The organism is Macrococcus animalis (genome assembly GCF_047425875.1).
Taxonomy (GTDB): Bacteria; Bacillota; Bacilli; order Staphylococcales; family Staphylococcaceae; genus Macrococcoides; species Macrococcoides animalis.
The window spans coordinates 894,451-912,215 of record NZ_CP179727.1 but is presented as its reverse complement, the minus strand read 5'-3'; the positions used below and the strand labels follow the sequence as shown (position 1 = coordinate 912,215).

General features: G+C 33.4%; 20 protein-coding genes. 17 read left to right on the top strand and 3 right to left on the bottom strand.

The features are described 5' to 3' along the window. Nucleotides 1-187: 187 nt before the first annotated feature. On the bottom strand, nt 188-514 hold the full coding sequence (locus ACMGE9_RS04705; protein ID WP_414044097.1) for an SdpI family protein: 327 nt from the start codon (nt 512-514) through the stop codon (nt 188-190). 137 nt (nt 515-651) lie between these two features. On the opposite strand from ACMGE9_RS04705, the gene ACMGE9_RS04700 reads away from it, so the two are divergent. The 8 genes from ACMGE9_RS04700 to ACMGE9_RS04665 all read left to right on the top strand — a co-directional run bounded on the left by ACMGE9_RS04700 (nt 652) and on the right by ACMGE9_RS04665 (nt 5,848). Continuing rightward, a complete protein-coding gene (locus tag ACMGE9_RS04700; RefSeq protein ID WP_414044096.1) occupies nt 652-1,749 on the top strand; it encodes a helix-turn-helix domain-containing protein in 1,098 nt (365 codons plus the stop codon). Then, the gene (locus ACMGE9_RS04695) at nt 1,746-1,958 is read left to right on the top strand and encodes a PLDc N-terminal domain-containing protein (protein WP_414044095.1); all 213 of its coding nucleotides are present in this window, start codon (nt 1,746-1,748) and stop codon (nt 1,956-1,958) included. The genes ACMGE9_RS04700 and ACMGE9_RS04695 overlap by 4 nt, the downstream gene beginning before the upstream one ends. Next, nucleotides 1,955-2,839: an ABC transporter ATP-binding protein gene (locus tag ACMGE9_RS04690; protein ID WP_414044094.1), complete on the top strand. Its 885-nt coding sequence runs from the start codon at nt 1,955-1,957 to the stop codon at nt 2,837-2,839. Before ACMGE9_RS04695 ends, ACMGE9_RS04690 begins: the two co-directional genes overlap by 4 nt. Next, the gene (locus ACMGE9_RS04685; RefSeq protein ID WP_414044093.1) at nt 2,836-3,606 is read left to right on the top strand and encodes an ABC transporter permease; all 771 of its coding nucleotides are present in this window, start codon (nt 2,836-2,838) and stop codon (nt 3,604-3,606) included. Before ACMGE9_RS04690 ends, ACMGE9_RS04685 begins: the two co-directional genes overlap by 4 nt. Before the next feature lie 111 nt (nt 3,607-3,717). After that, nucleotides 3,718-4,080 (top strand): YbaN family protein, encoded by a 363-nt coding sequence (locus ACMGE9_RS04680; protein ID WP_414044092.1) that lies wholly within the window; start codon nt 3,718-3,720, stop codon nt 4,078-4,080. Nucleotides 4,081-4,192: 112 nt separating this feature from the next. Beyond that, nucleotides 4,193-4,513 (top strand): ArsR/SmtB family transcription factor, encoded by a 321-nt coding sequence (locus ACMGE9_RS04675; protein ID WP_414044091.1) that lies wholly within the window; start codon nt 4,193-4,195, stop codon nt 4,511-4,513. 20 nt (nt 4,514-4,533) lie between these two features. Continuing rightward, nucleotides 4,534-5,217: a DsbA family oxidoreductase gene (locus tag ACMGE9_RS04670; RefSeq protein WP_414044090.1), complete on the top strand. Its 684-nt coding sequence runs from the start codon at nt 4,534-4,536 to the stop codon at nt 5,215-5,217. After that, nucleotides 5,207-5,848: an MBL fold metallo-hydrolase gene (locus ACMGE9_RS04665; RefSeq protein WP_414044089.1), complete on the top strand. Its 642-nt coding sequence runs from the start codon at nt 5,207-5,209 to the stop codon at nt 5,846-5,848. Before ACMGE9_RS04670 ends, ACMGE9_RS04665 begins: the two co-directional genes overlap by 11 nt. A 27-nt stretch (nt 5,849-5,875) precedes the next feature. On the opposite strand, the gene ACMGE9_RS04660 is transcribed toward ACMGE9_RS04665, so the two are convergent. Further along, nucleotides 5,876-6,889: a LacI family DNA-binding transcriptional regulator gene (locus tag ACMGE9_RS04660; protein ID WP_414044088.1), complete on the bottom strand. Its 1,014-nt coding sequence runs from the start codon at nt 6,887-6,889 to the stop codon at nt 5,876-5,878. A 194-nt stretch (nt 6,890-7,083) separates the two neighbouring features. On the opposite strand from ACMGE9_RS04660, the gene ACMGE9_RS04655 reads away from it, so the two are divergent. The 9 genes from ACMGE9_RS04655 to ACMGE9_RS04615 all read left to right on the top strand — a co-directional run bounded on the left by ACMGE9_RS04655 (nt 7,084) and on the right by ACMGE9_RS04615 (nt 17,001). Next, nucleotides 7,084-9,255: a PTS transporter subunit IIBC gene (locus ACMGE9_RS04655; protein ID WP_414044087.1), complete on the top strand. Its 2,172-nt coding sequence runs from the start codon at nt 7,084-7,086 to the stop codon at nt 9,253-9,255. 51 nt (nt 9,256-9,306) lie between these two features. Continuing rightward, a complete protein-coding gene (locus tag ACMGE9_RS04650) occupies nt 9,307-10,125 on the top strand; it encodes an endonuclease/exonuclease/phosphatase family protein (protein ID WP_414044086.1) in 819 nt (272 codons plus the stop codon). 84 nt (nt 10,126-10,209) lie between these two features. Beyond that, nucleotides 10,210-10,572, top strand: coding sequence for a cytochrome b5 domain-containing protein (locus ACMGE9_RS04645; protein ID WP_414044085.1), 363 nt, complete (start codon nt 10,210-10,212; stop codon nt 10,570-10,572). A 323-nt stretch (nt 10,573-10,895) separates the two neighbouring features. After that, nucleotides 10,896-11,423 (top strand): sigma-70 family RNA polymerase sigma factor, encoded by a 528-nt coding sequence (locus tag ACMGE9_RS04640; protein ID WP_414044084.1) that lies wholly within the window; start codon nt 10,896-10,898, stop codon nt 11,421-11,423. Next, a complete protein-coding gene (locus ACMGE9_RS04635) occupies nt 11,420-12,472 on the top strand; it encodes a hypothetical protein (protein ID WP_414044083.1) in 1,053 nt (350 codons plus the stop codon). The genes ACMGE9_RS04640 and ACMGE9_RS04635 overlap by 4 nt, the downstream gene beginning before the upstream one ends. A 142-nt stretch (nt 12,473-12,614) precedes the next feature. After that, on the top strand, nt 12,615-13,289 hold the full coding sequence (locus tag ACMGE9_RS04630; protein ID WP_414044082.1) for a response regulator transcription factor: 675 nt from the start codon (nt 12,615-12,617) through the stop codon (nt 13,287-13,289). Next, nucleotides 13,286-14,167 (top strand): sensor histidine kinase, encoded by an 882-nt coding sequence (locus ACMGE9_RS04625; RefSeq protein ID WP_414044081.1) that lies wholly within the window; start codon nt 13,286-13,288, stop codon nt 14,165-14,167. Before ACMGE9_RS04630 ends, ACMGE9_RS04625 begins: the two co-directional genes overlap by 4 nt. A gap of 112 nt (nt 14,168-14,279) precedes the next feature. Continuing rightward, nucleotides 14,280-15,029: an ABC transporter ATP-binding protein gene (locus ACMGE9_RS04620; protein ID WP_414044080.1), complete on the top strand. Its 750-nt coding sequence runs from the start codon at nt 14,280-14,282 to the stop codon at nt 15,027-15,029. Nucleotide 15,030: 1 nt separating this feature from the next. Then, the gene (locus tag ACMGE9_RS04615; RefSeq protein ID WP_414044079.1) at nt 15,031-17,001 is read left to right on the top strand and encodes an FtsX-like permease family protein; all 1,971 of its coding nucleotides are present in this window, start codon (nt 15,031-15,033) and stop codon (nt 16,999-17,001) included. Nucleotides 17,002-17,053: 52 nt separating this feature from the next. Here ACMGE9_RS04615 and ACMGE9_RS04610 read toward each other — a convergent pair whose 3' ends face one another. Then, complete coding sequence (locus ACMGE9_RS04610) at nt 17,054-17,593, bottom strand: hypothetical protein (RefSeq protein ID WP_414044078.1); 540 nt, start codon at nt 17,591-17,593, stop codon at nt 17,054-17,056. Nucleotides 17,594-17,765: the final 172 nt, after the last annotated feature.

Here is a 17,765-nt window from a genome sequence, read left to right as displayed (position 1 = left end):
TTTTACTATTTATAAGTATCTTTTCTGTGCTTCCTTTTCAAATAGAATGCTGTACATATTTTTATTTTTGCTTTCAGCGTAAGATTTAATAATATTTTTATCCTCAGATAAATGTAAAGATATTGTTCCTATATATTTCATCCCCTTTGTGTAATACATTGTATTAATAAAGTCTGATATTACAATTCTATAGTTTTTTTAACTCACTTTCAGTTTTAATAAATACGATACTTACAGTGATGAATATCAGAATGATAGAAAGAATTGTACTTTGATCTTTGTAGCCTATCGTTTTTTCAAAAATCAATTGAATGATACCGACGAAAAAGAGTATTATAGATAATTTTTGAATCAATTCAGTTGAATATTTTTGTGCAAACTGCCAATGCGTATCGCTTTGTAGAGATTTCGGTGTGCGATAACCTGCGAAGTAATTTGGTTTATCTGTGAGATTGGTTTTATAGATAAAGGTGACCACCACGTAAAAAGCGATGGCAATAAAGATTGTGAGCATAAGTATAACCTCCTTAGGTTTTATTATACTATGGAATATTTGTTTCCATCTATGAGACTTATCGCTTGAGAAATCAACGTATTGGAGATTTATTTATATGGTCATTGACTTTATAATGATATTGAGGAGGGATAGTAATGATACAAATTAATCGTAATATTCTTCAATATAGAAAACAAATGGGTATGACGCAAGACGACTTAGCAAAATATTTAAATTTGACGAAAGCGACAATTTCTAAGTGGGAGAATGATTTATCATACCCCGATATAAAGTACCTACCACAGCTAGCAAATTTGTTTGATATTTCAGTAGATGATTTAATAGGTTTTCATCCTTATTTAGAAAAGAACCAAATTAAAAAATTACATAATGATCTTATTCATAAAATAACGAAAGAAACGATAGATAATGTCGTTATTGAAATAAATCGCCATTATAAAACCTATACGAATGATTTCGATACAATACTAATGCTCTCAAATGTATTAATTAATCATGCTTTTCTATCAGAAAGTAAAAAAGATGAAATATTTGAAAAAGCGATTCAGTATTTAGATAGGATCATTATGAAATGTAAGAATCCTAACAAACTACAACATGCGATTTACTTAAAAGCAACGTGTTTCACGATGCTTCAAAAACATAATCAGATTATTGCACTGATTGGAGAGCGTCCTTATAAATTAGGAGAAGAGATATTATTAGCCAATAGTTATATGCAATTAGGTCAAATCGAAGAGGCTAAAAAGGTATTACAAGCCGAAGTATATCAGCAACTCCTTATTTTGATTACACATTTAAATATGATGATTCAATACAATTTATCAGAAGATATTGAAGAAGTGATTGATAGAGCAGAAAGTATTGTAGCTAGTTTCAATATTAATCAATTACACCCTAATACAGCTTTAAATTTCAACTTACTTGCAAGCATGTATTATACGGACAAATCCGAGGATAAATCAATCAGTTATTTAAAACGATATCTAGAGAATTGCAGATCTTTAATTAAAGATTACTACTTACATGGAGATGATTTCTTTAATTTAATCGATGACTGGCTCAATGACACACCGACTGGCATTGTGGCACCGATAGATAAAGAAAATATTAAAAATACAATGTTAAATATTCTATTTCAAATCCCTCAATTCAAATTATTAGAAGACCATCAAGATTTCAAAAATGTATGCTATCAATTAGAGCAATTAATTAAGGAGGAAACATCATGAACACTGATATTACTGTTCTAAAAGATTATTTACCATTTTTGCTACCCTTAATTGGATTACAACTGCTGTTAATGTTGTTTGCGCTGACTAAAGTGATGAAAAAACAGAAATTCAATAATTTAAATAAACAGAGTTGGATTTTAATCATTATCTTTGCAAACATTGTCGGCCCAATTTCATATTTAGTCAGTGAGGAATATTCAGAATGAGTATGTTATCATTGAATAACGTTTCTAAAGCATTTGGAGATAATAAAATTATAGAGAATGCATCTTTCGTTTTTGAAAAAGGGAAGATTTATGGTTTTATTGGGCCGAACGGGTCAGGTAAGACAACAACGATCCGCATGATTCTAGGTTTGCTTCAAATGGATAGTGGGACTATAACGGTGCATGATGAACCCGTAAAATATGGTGAGACAAAAACAAATCGACACATTGGTTATTTACCGGATGTGCCAGAGTATTATCATTATATGAATGCACATGAGTATTTGACCTTATGTGCAAAGATAACAGAAGTACCTCAAAGTGAAATTGAAACAAAGGTCACTGAACTGATTGCTGAAGTTGGATTAGTAAATGATAAAAAGAGAATTTCTAAATACTCAAGAGGAATGAAGCAACGTTTAGGGATAGCTCAAGCTCTAATTCATAACCCTGACATATTAATTTGTGATGAACCTACAAGTGCATTGGATCCAAAAGGTCGACAAGAAATATTATCAATACTTGAAAAGATAAAGCGTAGAACGACCGTCATATTTTCAACGCATATTTTGAGCGATGTGAATCGCATTTGTGATGAAGTCATTGTACTCACTCAAAAGAAAATAGTAGATTTAAATACTTTAAAGCTAAATAACACAACAAATCACCTTACAATCAAATTACAGGTGACACTAGATGAAAAAGAAAAGTTACAACAACAAAATGAAGTGGCGCGTGTTGGTGCTCATATTTTGATTAAATTAAACAATAAAGATTTAAAAGCTTTTTATGATTTTCTTCATCTACAAAAGATTTATCCATCTTATATTGAGGTCATTGATAATTCTTTAGAGAATATCTATATGGAGGTGACATCATGAATATTTTGAAAGTGATGTTACAAAAAGAATGGATGGAGAATTTAAGAACATATAAAGTAGTGTCACTCATTATTGTATTAATGATTATGGGAATTATGAGTCCATTTATAGCAATTATTATGCCAGATGTCATCAAAGGTGCATTACCTGAAGCGATGAAAGATATGAAAATACCTAAAGCAACATACATTGATTCATATATTCAATTTTTTAAAAATGTAAATCAAATTGGTTTGATTGTATTAGTCATCATGTATAGTGGTATGTTAGTCAATGAATTAAATAAGGGAACACTATTAAACCTTGTGACGAAAGGTTTAAGTAGAAAATACATTATTCTATCTAAGTGGTTGATGAGTGTATGTATTTGGAGTATCGCATTTCTAATTGGTGGGCTTATTCATTATGGTTATACATTGTATTATTTCAGTAACGAAGGAAATAATAAAATAATGGCGTATTTAATGAGTTGGCTATTTGGTGTATTACTTTTAAGTCTAATCCTGATGTTTTCAACATTAATAAAAAACAATATAGGTGTTATGTTATCAATGATTGTATTTGTGATTATATTATTTATTGCGAATTTGAAAAAAGGAATAAGTGATGTCTCACCGTTATATTTATTACAGAATAATACGCAGTTAATGCTTGGAGAAATTGAATTGAGTTATGCAATAATGCCGATTATTGTTACAGTTGTTTTGATTATTCTTAGCTTATTTGTTAGCGTCATACGCTTTAATAATATTGAGATAAGGAATTAAATAAAAAGTATACGAAAATAAACCCTTCACAAAAATGATAAACCCACATTAAACATTCAGTGATGAAATCTAGTATAATGTGTAGACAATCATTTTCTAGGAGGATTTCTTTTGAGGTTTTTAATTGTAACTGTTGGTGTGATTTCCACAATCCTCGGATTTGTCGGTGCGTTCCTGCCGCTTCTACCAACAACACCGTTTCTTCTCCTAGCGGTATACTGCTTTGCGAGAAGTTCTGATCGATTTCATAACTGGTTAGTCAAAACAAAAATTTATCAATCTTACGTTCAGGATTTCTATGAACGTGGTGGTTATACATTGAAGAAAAAATTTCAGTTATTGTTGAGTGTATTTATTGTCGTTGGTTTTTCGATTTTTATGATAGATAATTTATATGTCAGAATCGGTCTTGCCATCATGGTGATGATTCAAGCAATAGTGTTGTTTACAGTGATTAAGACGTTGGATGAATAGGAGATATAAAGATGACATTTTAGGATGTCATCTTTTTTTGAGCTTATATGTTTACATATCGAGATATTACGATATAATGAATTGTATAAAATATATTTTAAAGGGTGATTACATGAATGACAACGTTGAAGCAATAGAAGTTTTTAAAGCACTATCAAATGATGCGCGTTTAAAAATATTATTCTGGTTAAAAGATCCGGAGGCAAACTTTGGTACAGAACGTCAAGTACCTGAAGAGATGCATGAAACAGGTGTCTGTGTCAGCGTAATTCGAGATAAATTAGAGATGACGCAGTCGACAACGTCACAATATTTATCTGTATTACAACGAGCTGGGCTAGTAGATGCAACGAGAATCGGTAAATGGACATATTACAAACGTAATGAAGAAAAGATAAAAGCAATATCAGAGTTTTTAGCACAAGATTTATAAAAAGGAAAGAGGAATTAAAAATGAAAATAGAATTTTGGTCAGATTATGCTTGCCCATATTGTTATATTGGAGAAAAAAGGTTAGAAACTGCGATTAAAGATTTAGGTATTGAAGATCAAGTGGATTTAGAAATGAGAAGTTTTGAATTAGATCCTAACGCAAGTTATGACGTTGTATCTACAACTGAAGATCGCTTTGCAAAAAAATATCGCTTAACAAATGATGGAGCTGCAGCTAGAATTCGAGCAATTGAAAGATTAGGAGTGAAAGAAGGTATTGATTTCAAATACGCTTCAACACAATATACGAATACGATGGATGCTCACCGTTTAACACAATATGCAAATGAGGTAGGGAATAAGGCATTAACGAACTTATTATTTGATGCTTATTTCACTAAAAATTTAGAGCTTAGTAATCATGATGTATTGAAAGATATTGCAGCGCAAGCTGGTTTAGATGCTGACGTGGTAGAAGAAATATTGACTTCAAACAAATATGAACAACAAGTCCGTAGAGATGAAACTCAAGTAAGTCTTATGGGTGTTCAAGGTGTTCCTTTCTTCTTAATTAATGGTGAAATCACAATTAACGGTGCACAAAATGTTGAAACATTCAAAGCGGCTTTACAAGAAGCAATGGGTAATCAAGACGAGGAAGACATTGATATGACAGGGATGAGTTGTGGTATCGATGGATGTTAATAACAATTACATCGTGCATAGAATAGAAGTAAAAGATGTATTTAATTCAAATGCTTATATATTTGCAAATCGATTAACAAAGCAAGCAATGATTATTGATGCAGGTGCACAACCAGAAAAGATAATAAAAGTTATAAATGATAATGAGTATTCTGTAGAGAAAATATTACTTACACATGGTCACTTTGATCATATTGCCGCAGTAGATGATTTGAGAAGGGAATTCAATGTTCCTGTTTATATGCATCATCGTGGAATTGAGTATACAGAAAATGCTGTTCGTAATTTATCAGCACTATGTGAACGATTTGTCGTCTTAAAAGATGTGAATTATGTAGGTGAAGGCACTACATTTCAATTAGAAAATGATGAAAGTTCAATATTTACGATGCATTACACACCTGGTCATGCTACAGATCAAGTGATGTATTACAATCAACAATTAAACATCAGCTTTGTTGGAGATACAATTTTTAAAGGTACTTTTGGTTCTACACAATATGAAGGTGGAAATAAGCAAAATTTAATTCAAAGTATCGCTAAAATTTTATCACTTCCGGATGATACAATTTTATATAGTGGTCATACACCTGAGACAACTGTTGGAGCGGAAAAATTTTGGTATATGTAAAAATAATCTTATGACCTCGTCATAAGATTATTTTTTATATTCAATTACTGTCTCGCGCTCAATCAATTCATGTGGTACAACAATTTTTGTATTAGATGTATTTTCGCCAGAAAGTTGTCTTATCAGCATTTGGACTGCTTCATGTCCTAGTGTTCCAGCATCGATATCAATCGTCGTTAAATATGGATGTGTTAATGTTGATAGAATCGAGTTATTAAAGCTCACTACTGATAGATCATCTGGCACATTATAACCATACATTTGCACAAGTTGCATCACGCGTAGCGCAAATATGTCATCTAGAACTACAATTGCTGTTGCTTTTGTGCGTATCAGCGTATCCTCAAAATCTGCATAGTCTGTATGTTCAATGATGGACACACTATCAAACGTTTTTAACTGGTTTAACATCATTGCTTTTTGATAACCAAAATAACGTTCAAAGTATATTCCTTCTTTAACGGTATTTGTAATAAATAAAATGTTGCGATGACCATTTTCTATTAAGTGTTCTGTTGCATGTTGACCGAGTAACTGGTTGTCGTTATCAATATAATTAATCGCGGCATGTTGACGATAGGGTTGACCAATTAATGTAAATGCAATGTCATGCGCAATTAAATATTCAATCACAGGATCACCTTGATGTGCATAAGCAAGTATAAAGCCTGCAACTTGTTTTTGTGTGTGCATGACTTTCACGTCTTCTAATAAGTCTTCTAAGTTCTTAGCTACTGCCACAGCTGTCGTCATATTATTACGTCGAGCTTCATCTGTAATCGATTCAATAATCTCTAAGAAGAAGGGATTTGCCATACGTTCTTTTGAACTCAGTGGTGGTAAGATAATACCGACTGCATTTGAAGTGCGTTTTCCGAGATTCCGCGCAGCAATATTTGGGACATAACCCATCTCTTGCATCACCTTTTGCACTTTCTTTCTCGTTGCTTCTGAGATAGAAGGGTGATTGTTGACAACGCGAGAGACTGTTGATGTTGCGACGCCTGCTTTTTTTGCAACGTCTTTTACTGTAATCGCCATAATACCCCTCCTTATCATTTTCTTTAATCATATATGCAACCGATTGCGTTGTCAACGACAGTTTTTGCACAAGTTTTCACAGTATTAATGCAAATAAAGTTAATATTTTTAATAATAGTTGTTTACAAACTAATTTTCTGATGATATATTTGTTTCAAGTAATGCAACCGATTGCATAAAAAGGAGATAAGAATATGAAACAGTTATTAAGCTTTGAGTTTTGGCAAAAGTTCGGTAAAGCACTGATGGTTGTTGTGGCAGTTATGCCAGCAGCTGGTCTTATGATAAGTATAGGGAAATCGATTCCACTCATTAGCCCTGACATGCAAATGTTAATCACTATTGGTAGTGTAATTGAAAGTATTGGTTGGGCGATTATTGGGAACTTACATCTACTCTTTGCATTAGCAATTGGGGGAAGTTGGGCGAAAGAAAGAGCAGGAGGTGCGTTTGCAGCAGGTATTGCATTCGTACTGATTAACCGTATCACAGGAGCAATATTTGGTGTGAATAGTGCAATGCTTGCAGATGATAAAGCATTCACGCACACTTTATTCGGAACTAAGATTATGGTTAAAGGATTCTTTACTAGTGTTTTAGAATCACCGGCATTGAACATGGGGGTATTCGTTGGTATTATCGCAGGTTTCGTTGGTGCGAATGCATATAACAAATATTATAACTATAGAAAGTTACCAGATGCGTTATCTTTCTTCAATGGGAAACGTTTTGTACCATTTGTTGTTATTCTTTGGTCAACGATTGTTGCATTAGCATTAGCAGTAATTTGGCCATATATTCAAGCGGGTATTAATAACTTTGGATTATGGATTGCATCAAGTAAAGATACAGCACCAATTCTAGCACCATTCTTATTTGGATTCTTAGAACGTTTGTTATTACCATTCGGTCTTCATCATATGTTAACGATTCCAATTAACTATACGCAACTTGGTGGAACATATGAAATTCTTTCAGGTGCACAAGCAGGTACTAAAGTGTTCGGACAAGATCCACTTTGGTTGGCATGGGCTACAGACTTAGTTAACTTAAGCCATGCTGGGGATACAAGTCAATACACACAAGTATTAAATGACTATACACCAGCACGATTTAAAGTTGGACAAATGATTGGTTCTACAGGGATATTAATGGGTCTAGCACTTGCAATGTACCGTAATGTTGATAAAGACAAATTACCGAAATACAAATCTATGTACTTCTCAGCAGCATTAGCAGTATTCTTAACAGGGGTAACTGAGCCTTTAGAATTTATGTTTATGTTCGTTGCAGTACCTTTATATGTTGTTTATGCATTCATTCAAGGTGCAGCATTTGCGATGGCAGATGTGATTAATTTACGTGTACACTCATTCGGTACGATTGAGTTATTAACGAGAACACCACTTGCGATTAAAGCAGGTTTAGGTGGGGATTTAATCAACTTTGTATTAACAACTATTGGATTTGCAGTAGTAACGTATTTCTTAGCAAACTTCTTAATTAAGAAGTTCAACTTTGCTACACCTGGACGTAACGGTAACTACGAAGCGGATATGGTTGAAGAGACAGGAGCAACTAATATTCAAGCAGACGATCAAGTTGTACAAATTATTCACTTATTAGGTGGTAAACAAAATATTAAAGATGTAGATGCTTGTATGACACGTTTACGTGTAAGTGTTAATGATAGAGGTTTAGTCGGAAATGAAGCAGCTTGGAAGAAAGCTGGTGCGATGGGCTTAATCGTTAAAGATAACGGGGTTCAAGCTGTTTATGGTCCTAAAGCAGACGTATTAAAATCAGATATTGAAGATTTATTACAATCTGGTGCTGAAATTCCTGCACCAAAACAAGCAGTTATAGAGCCTACAGTATTAGATAATACAGATACAAAAGGTTTCTCTGGCGCACAAAAAGCATTGTATTCAGTAGCAGATGGTGAAGCAATCAATATTGAACAAGTTAACGATCCTGTATTCTCTCAAAAAATGATGGGTGAAGGCTTTGCAGTGAAACCAAGCGACGAAACTATCGTTGCACCAGTTGAAGGTGAAATCGTAAGTATCTTCCCAACGAAACATGCAATCGGTATTAAAACAGCGGACGGTATTGAAGTACTTGTGCATATGGGTATCGAAACGGTAAGCATGACGAAACCTGCATCACGTGTTGTAGTCAATGATGGACAAAAAGTTAAAGTCGGTGACACTTTAGCAATCATGGATATCGAAGCAGTACAATCTGAAGGTAAAGATACAACAATTATTGTTGTCATTACGAATAGTGAACGTGTTGAGTCATTATCATTAGATACAACTGGCCAAGTAACAAAAGCTGAAAAAATTGGACATATTGAAATATAATAAAGGGGTAGCTTCGGCTGCCTTTTTATTTTGATTAAAGGAGAGAATAAGATGAAGTTGCTAACACTCAATACTCATAGTTGGTTAGAAGAACATCAAGAAGAGAAAATTGATCAAATTGTATCACAAATCATAAAAGCGGATTATGACGTCATTGCATTACAAGAGGTGAATCAATTAATTGAGAATATGAACGTCATAACTGATCAATATTATTGCCCAGGTAATGATGACATTAACATAAAAGATGATAACTTCGCTTATATCATCGTGAATAAATTAAGAGCACAAGGATATGATTATTACTTTAGCTATGCGATGAGTCATATTGGTTATGACAAATATGAAGAAGGTAGTGCAATCCTTTCGAAATCGCCCATTAAACCTTATTCAGAATTTGTCTCAACCTATCAGTCTCCGGATAACTATCGCTCTCGAAAAATTTTATTTGGTGAGATGACAGTGAACGGAAAGCCTTTTGTAGTGGCAAGTTGTCATTTCTCATGGTGGGTAAATGAGAAATATGGTTTTAGTCATGAATGGATGAATACGCAAAAGGTTTTAGATCGATATAATCACCCATTAATCGTAATGGGTGACTTTAACAATCCAGAAGGTACTGAAGGATATGATTTTGTATTAAACAATAGTGAATTATCGGATACTTATAATGAAGCGGAAGTAAAACATGGACATCATACGATAGAAAAGAATATTGCTGGATGGGAAAATAATGGTGGGAAACTCCGAATTGATTTTATCTTTACAAGTAAAGGTATGAATGTACTTTCAAGCAAGACAGTATTTGATAATGTTAACGCACCGATTGTCAGTGATCATTTCGGTGTTGAAGTTGAAATCACAGAATAGCCACAATCTTGTTATATTTAAAGTTGTAAGCCGTGTGAAATTGCAATATGCTAAACATATATAGAAATCATAGGAGGTAATCACATGAAAAAATTAATGTTGATTACAGGTGTAATCCTTGTAGCAGCGTTTATAGGAATGGCGTTTTACATGAATCAAGGTGGCGAAGAAGATAAGTTAGCACGTGACTTTACGCCAGCTGAAGAGAAGATTATGAAAGCAAACGTTTATGATGCTGAGAAGTTGAAAGCATTTGATGGTAAAGATGGTCATAAAGCATATGTTGCAGTCAATGGAACGGTTTATGATGTAAGTGACGTTGAAATGTGGAAAGAAGGAAAGCATAACGGTCTTGAAGCAGGTAAAGATTTAACGGATGGATTTAAATCATCACCACATGGCGGCGGATTCTTGAAAGATTTGAAAGTTGTAGGATTTTATAAGTAAAGTTAAGCACCTCGGATGAGGTGTTTTTTTGTTTGACTTGTGAGGCATAGTATTTTATTGTCACATATCGCAGGAGGAGAGTGACAAAATCTATGAATTTGTCACACGTCGCAGGAGGAGAGTGACAAAATCTATGAAATTGTCACACGACGCAAGAGAAGAGTGACAAAAAGTATGGAATTGTCACACGTCACAAGAGAAGTGTGACATATAATGAAGTGTATTTGGTACGGAATATATAGATTCCGTGCCAATTTTTTTATTTTCAGTGATAGAATTTAACCAACACGTACGAATATATAAGTAGTACTGGAGGGAGAGACATGAACGAGCTCGATTCAAAGATTATTCACTTGATTCAATCGCGCGACGAACAAGGGATTCAATTATTATTACAGCAATATGGCGGCTTAATTCAATCAATTTGCAAAAAGAATTTATATCACTTAGATAGTCACTTAGACGAATGTATTAACGATTGTTTATTTGGGATTTGGAATAACATCGATAAGTTTGATGCGAACAAGAACACATTTAAAAACTGGGTATGTGTGATTGCAAAATATCAGTCCATTGATATGTTGAGAAAATACCAAAAAGACAAAGCAACAACGACATTAGAAAATAATATTGTGTACTTAGACCAAGGACTAAAGTTACATGAACAAGCTTGGTATGATTTGATTAAAGATTTATCTGAAGTTGATCAACAAATTTTGACGATGATTTATTTGGAAGGTTACAAACCTGAAGAAGTCGCTGAAATGTTAGGACAGAAAACGAGCAATATCTACAACAGAGCATATCGTGCAAAAGAAAAACTTAGAATCGCAAAGGAGGAATCGCAATGACAAATATATATGAAAAACTCAATGATATTCAGTTTGATGATGTGATTGAAGAAGAAACAATGTCTCAATTAGAACAAGAAAAATATTTTAATCAATTCAAAAAGAAAAATATACAAAAGAAACCTTCAAATATGAAGAAAAGAACATTACAAATAGCAGCAGCAGTTATGTTGTTCGCAGGAGGACTGCCATTTTTGAATCATGATATTCAAGCCAATGCCGTAAAAATGATTGAAAACATTACGTATTCATTTAAAGATATCATTACGCCACAAGCTGAGAAATATGCGACGCACATTAATGAAACAATCAGCTTAAAGAAGGCTGATGTAAAACTTACGGATGTGTTTATCAATGATAAATATTTGACGTATAACTTGTTGGTTGATATGGATGGTGAGTATAAAGATGTTATGGCTGATCTTCAATCAGTAAAGATTAATGGGAAAGAAATGTTTGAAGGATTGTCTGGTAGTGGTGAGTACTTGAAAGATAAAAAAATTCATAGTGAAATAGGTATTGTTGATTTAAGAGAGCTGACATCAAAAGGGGATTTAGATGTCGAGATGACGTTTAGTGATGTTAGATATTCTAAAGATATTGCTAAAGATGACTTTAAGCCTATGAATAATAGTTTTGGGTTTAAGTTTAATGTTAATACAAATAAATTAGACAAAGCTGTAAAAGAGAAAGTCATTAACAAACCAATTGCAGTAGGGAATAATAATATTGAAGTTAAAAAACTTTCTATTAATCCGTTATCTGCTCAAATGAATATTGATAGCAAAAGTGAGCATAATTATGATATTAATCTATATGATGAGAAAGGTAAGAAATATTACTTTAATATCATTCAAAGTGAGAGAAAAGAGGGAATAACGAAATCTGTATTATTCTTTAATCAAGATGTTGATTCTACAGGTAAAATTGATGACTTGTATAAAGCGAAGTCGTTGGATTTTGAAGTAATTGATACAGGGAAGACACATAGTGGACATCAAAATATTGAATCTAAAACAGATAAAAAAGCATTACATGTTGAATTCTAAAGTTATGACACCTCTGAAAAGGGGTGTTTTTTATTTTAGGTTGAATGTATTGGCACGGTTTAAACAAAAACCGTGCCAGAAATATTTCTTATCTCCCCTTCATTTATGTCATAATAAGAAAAAAGACTGTGGTGGTGAGACAATGAAAGTTTTAATCGTAGAAGATGATTTGGTCATCGGTAAGATGCTCGCTGAAGAGCTAAAGAAATGGCAGCTGACGCCGATTCTAACTGAAGATTTCAATCAAGTAATGGATGCATTCAACACCAATGCACCAGAACTTGTGTTACTCGATATTAATTTACCAGCATTTAATGGTTATCATTGGTGCCAGGAGATTCGTAAAGTTTCTACTGTACCGATAATTTTCATCAGTTCTCGTAACGATAGTATGGATCAGGTGATGGCCATGCAAATGGGAGCGGATGATTTCATTGAAAAGCCGTTTAATATGACAGTGACCATCACAAAGATTCAAGCACTTTTACGAAGAACTTATGATTTCACTACTCAAGTAAATAATTTAACAGTAGGTGGTTGTGAACTACTACTTGAAGCAGCGAAACTAAAATATAACAATAAAACCATTGATCTCACACATACTGAATTGCAAATTATGCATAGCCTATTCCAGAATAAAGGGAAGTTCGTCAGTCGTAATGCTTTAATTGAAAAGTGTTGGGAATCAGAACATTTCATTGATGACAATACGCTCGCAGTCAACATGACACGTTTACGCAAAAAGTTACAAAAGCTAGATCTTACTGATTTCATCGAAACAAAGAAAAATGTCGGATACCGCGTGGGTGATGTATGAGCTTCTTAAAAACGATACAGCGTGAGATTTATATTGTCCTACTCATTTGCGCGTTATTTTTCTTTATTATGTTGATGTATAATGTGCCGCTTCAAGCGTATTTGATTGGTCTAGGTATTGTATTGTTTATTTCAATCATTTATTGGATCATTCGTTTCATGAACTTTAAAAAAGAAAGAACATTACAAGAACAGAACGAGGATTTAAGAATAGAAAATCACCGTCTACGTAATGACTTTATTAACTATCAGAGTGAGATTGAATCATATTTCTTAATGTGGGTGCATCAAATCAAGACACCGATTACGGCTTCAAAGCTCCTGCTTGAAGATCCTAATGAACAAGTGGTCTCTAACGTGCGAAATGAAGTCTTACAAATAGATAATTACACGAATCTTGCACTGAACTATTTGAAACTCATGAACCAGAAAACTGACATGGTCTTTATGGAAGTGAGTATCGATGAACTAGTACGTCCACTGATAAAACGCTATGCGATACAGTTTATTCATCATCAAACGAAATTGCATTATGAGAAAAGTGAAGCGGTTATATTAACAGATGCGAAGTGGTCGTCCATCATGATAGAACAAATCTTGAATAATGCATTAAAATACGCTCGTGGTAAAGACGTGTGGATTGCATATGATGAACAAGCGAAGACTTTATCTATTCGAGATAATGGCATGGGTATCAATGCGAGTGACTTACCAAAAATATTTGACCAAGGGTTTTCAGGTTATAATGGGAGACTGAATGAGAAATCAAGCGGTATTGGCTTATATATTGTACGTACGATTGCTAAGCGACTCGGTCATAAAGTAGGTGTAACTTCTACATTAAACGAAGGTTCTAGATTTACCATACAATTTAAATAACTCCAATCTTTCATTTTTGTAAGATTAGCGGCTGTCTTTGTAAGAATAGATAAAGGCAGCCTTTTCTAATCGCGCGTAAGATAAAGGTAACAACAAACAAGGAGTGAATGAAATGTTATTAAATATAAAAAACGTTAAAAAAGTATTCGGTAGAGGTGCAAACCAAACGGTTGCATTAAAAGATATGAATTTCTCAATTAATGAAGGTGAGTTTGTCGCGATAATGGGTGAATCTGGTTCAGGTAAATCAACATTACTGAACATTATCGCAACATTCGATACACCAACTGAAGGTTCTGTTATCATCGATGGCCAAGATGTAAGTCAATTAAAGAACAAACAAGTTGCTAAGTTTCGTCGAGACACTTTAGGATTCGTGTTCCAAGATTTCAACGTACTGCATACGATGAGTAATGAAGATAACATCTTAATGCCATTAGTACTTTCGAATATGAAACCAGACGTAATGCATGAACGTTTAGCACGTTTAGCACCGAAGTTAGGAATTACGGATCATTTGAAGAAGTTTCCGAATCAAATTTCAGGTGGACAACAGCAACGTGTGGCAATTGCGAGAGCACTCATTTCAAATCCGAGTATTTTACTTGCCGATGAGCCAACAGGTGCACTAGATTCTAAGACATCAACAGACATTATGCACTTATTCCAAGATATCAATAAAGAAAATCAAACGATTCTGATGGTAACGCACTCAGCAATTGATGCGGCATATGCAAGTCGCGTTGTATTCATTAAAGACGGTATTTTATATCATGAAATATACCGAGGAGATGAATCGCAAAACGAATTCCAAAAACGTATTTCTGACAGTCTATCAATGCTATCAGAAAGAGGTGAGTAGGATGTTGCAATTACTATCAAAACTCGTAGTAAAGAACTTTAAAGTCTTACGTCAAATATTTATTCCATTTATTTTAGCAACGAGTGTCATGCTCGGATTACAGTATATTATGCTTTCTATGATTGCGAACGAATATATTCAAAAACGTCATGCAGACTTACCACAGTTATTAGTGTATTCAAATATTTTGGTGGGAATACTTACTGTTGTATTTATTATTTATGCGAATCGTTTTGTGATGAAACAACGTCGACAAGAATTTGCATTGAATATGGTCCTTGGATTAGAGAAAAAACATATACGATTTATACTATTTTTAGAATCAGTGATTCAGTTCATTATCATCAGTATATTGAGTGTATTAGGCGGATATCTTTTTGGAAATCTAGTTTTCTTAATGATGAATAAGTTAGTGAAGTCTAAAGGAATGTCACTGATGGATTATCCATTTGATATTAAGTCTGCACTTTTAACAATTGTAATACTAGCATCAGTAATGGTGATATTATTTATTTTCAACAATATTTCATTAACGTTACAAAGCCCAATTCAATTGATGCGTACGCAACTTGCAGGAGAAAAGAAAACACCGAAATGGTTGCTTGTAATATTATTCGTTGTGGGTTCAATTACTTTAAGTTATGGCTATTATCTTGCAATAACAACTGAAGGTATACTAGATTCATTACAAACAATCTTTTTAGCAGTACTACTTGTACTTATTGGGACATATTGTCTATTCATGTCACTGACAATACTAGTGTTACAGCTATTAAAAAGTAATAAGAAAATCTACTATAAGCCGAATCAATTCTTCTCAATTTCAGGATTATTATCTCGTATGAAAGCCAATGCAGTTGGTCTAGCAAGTATTACGATGCTTATGACATTCTTAATAGTGACACTTGGGATGTCACTGACTGCTTATCGCGGTATTGAAGCACAAGTAGCGGGTAGTATGACGCAGCAATATGAGATTGGTCTATATGACAGTACAACAAAGCAATTAAAAAATATTAAAAATGATATCAGTAAAATCGCTGACGTTGATAAATTTAGATATAGCGAAGTTGTAATGTTTCCTGTAATGAAAGATGGCAATAAAATGCTGGCACTGAATAATGCGAAACCTGAAGATATGAAAGGCAAAGAAATGACATATGCAGTGATCATCACTGAAAAAGATCACAACAATGCAAATGATGACGCGGTTAAAGTAAATGAAGGTGAAATAATATTAAGTACTAATGCTGGGCGCTTAGGTAAAGATAAGACTTTAAATATAGTGGGTAAAGAGATTAAAGTACAAAAAGATAAAAAGAATCATTTAGGCAATAAAATTGCGATTGATGCAATGTATTTAATTGTGAAAGATGAAGCTCAGTTTGAGCAGTATCGCAATCACTTTAAATCATTTGACCGAATTGAGGGAAAAGTAAAGGCATCTGAAGTAAGTGGCTCTTTAGCGTTTAATATTGAAGCGCATGATGCGACTTTCAAGAAAGCCATTCCTAAACTTCAAAAGCAATATGGCGTTCGAATTCAAGATAAAGCTGACGTTCAAAAAATGATATATGAATTAAACGGTGGTCTAATATTTATTGGTTTAGTTGTATCAATTACCTTACTTACAGGTGTGTTCTTAATACTTTACTATAAGCAACTATCTGAAGGTTACGAAGATAAACGTAACTATGATATTATGCAAAAAGTGGGATTACCGCAAGAATTAATTAAGAAGACGATTAATAAGCAAATCATTTGGATATTCGGATTACCGATTATCATCACTGTAATTCATACGTTGTTTGCTTCTAAAATAATATTCAACTTACTTGGTATACTAGGTATTCGTGATAAAGTGATGTTCTTTACAAGTTATGGTATCGTGATACTAGTGATTATGGCTGTTTACGGCATCATGTACCTGATTACATCAAGAACTTATTATAAGATTATTAATGAGAAATAGAAAAATTGCCCGATTCCACAAGAGAATCGGGCAATTTTTGTTATATCATTATCTATTCAAACGTCTTTACAAACGCTTCAATACTTTCTGATTTTTCCCACGCATCAACGTTCATTGGATCGATATGAATAGTCGGTCCGCCTTCAGTAGTGACGTATTCACCGTCTTCAGTTCCTTGACCGTCAACGAATACAGTTTTTCCGTGCAATGTGTAATAATCTTTTAATTCATCTTTCATCTTGTTACGTACAGCGATATAATCTGCAACATCACTATTCTCGTACATGTATCCTTCGATTAATGTATAACCAGGGATAATGCCATTGTGGTCTTTTACTGTTGCTACGTATGACCAATCTATAACGATGACATGTTCACCAGAGAATGAATGTCTTGTTAATGGTACTATGCTGTCTTTCCACTCAATTTCTGCGTAATCCGGAATATTCTTATATTCCATCGTATATTCTTTCTCAGATTCATACGCTGTGATAAATGGTACTTGTGCCAACCATTCTTTAATCTCTTCAACTGTGTCAAACATACCTACAACATGATGTTTCTTTCCATCAATAAATTCTAGTTGATACATATGAATCTCCCCTTATAATAATTTTCTTAAAGAATAACTTTAAGTTACCTTGATTATAATAAAGCGTTTTCTATATGACTACTTAACTTAGGAAATTCAATAAAATAAATAGGTGAATTCGTTCACAATAACTTCATATTTGAAATATTTTTGAAAAAAAGAATATAAAATT

Coding starts and splice junctions, on each gene's coding strand:
- ACMGE9_RS04695 (WP_414044095.1), top strand. CDS start 1,746: ATGAACACTGATATTACTGTTCTAAAAGATTATTTACCATTTTTGCTA.
- ACMGE9_RS04650 (WP_414044086.1), top strand. CDS start 9,307: ATGAAGTTGCTAACACTCAATACTCATAGTTGGTTAGAAGAACATCAA.
- ACMGE9_RS04645 (WP_414044085.1), top strand. CDS start 10,210: ATGAAAAAATTAATGTTGATTACAGGTGTAATCCTTGTAGCAGCGTTT.
- ACMGE9_RS04690 (WP_414044094.1), top strand. CDS start 1,955: ATGAGTATGTTATCATTGAATAACGTTTCTAAAGCATTTGGAGATAAT.
- ACMGE9_RS04705 (WP_414044097.1), bottom strand. CDS start 514: ATGCTCACAATCTTTATTGCCATCGCTTTTTACGTGGTGGTCACCTTT.
- ACMGE9_RS04660 (WP_414044088.1), bottom strand. CDS start 6,889: ATGGCGATTACAGTAAAAGACGTTGCAAAAAAAGCAGGCGTCGCAACA.
- ACMGE9_RS04665 (WP_414044089.1), top strand. CDS start 5,207: ATGGATGTTAATAACAATTACATCGTGCATAGAATAGAAGTAAAAGAT.
- ACMGE9_RS04635 (WP_414044083.1), top strand. CDS start 11,420: ATGACAAATATATATGAAAAACTCAATGATATTCAGTTTGATGATGTG.
- ACMGE9_RS04675 (WP_414044091.1), top strand. CDS start 4,193: ATGAATGACAACGTTGAAGCAATAGAAGTTTTTAAAGCACTATCAAAT.
- ACMGE9_RS04685 (WP_414044093.1), top strand. CDS start 2,836: ATGAATATTTTGAAAGTGATGTTACAAAAAGAATGGATGGAGAATTTA.
- ACMGE9_RS04640 (WP_414044084.1), top strand. CDS start 10,896: ATGAACGAGCTCGATTCAAAGATTATTCACTTGATTCAATCGCGCGAC.
- ACMGE9_RS04630 (WP_414044082.1), top strand. CDS start 12,615: ATGAAAGTTTTAATCGTAGAAGATGATTTGGTCATCGGTAAGATGCTC.
- ACMGE9_RS04670 (WP_414044090.1), top strand. CDS start 4,534: ATGAAAATAGAATTTTGGTCAGATTATGCTTGCCCATATTGTTATATT.
- ACMGE9_RS04655 (WP_414044087.1), top strand. CDS start 7,084: ATGAAACAGTTATTAAGCTTTGAGTTTTGGCAAAAGTTCGGTAAAGCA.
- ACMGE9_RS04615 (WP_414044079.1), top strand. CDS start 15,031: ATGTTGCAATTACTATCAAAACTCGTAGTAAAGAACTTTAAAGTCTTA.
- ACMGE9_RS04625 (WP_414044081.1), top strand. CDS start 13,286: ATGAGCTTCTTAAAAACGATACAGCGTGAGATTTATATTGTCCTACTC.
- ACMGE9_RS04620 (WP_414044080.1), top strand. CDS start 14,280: ATGTTATTAAATATAAAAAACGTTAAAAAAGTATTCGGTAGAGGTGCA.
- ACMGE9_RS04700 (WP_414044096.1), top strand. CDS start 652: ATGATACAAATTAATCGTAATATTCTTCAATATAGAAAACAAATGGGT.
- ACMGE9_RS04610 (WP_414044078.1), bottom strand. CDS start 17,593: ATGTATCAACTAGAATTTATTGATGGAAAGAAACATCATGTTGTAGGT.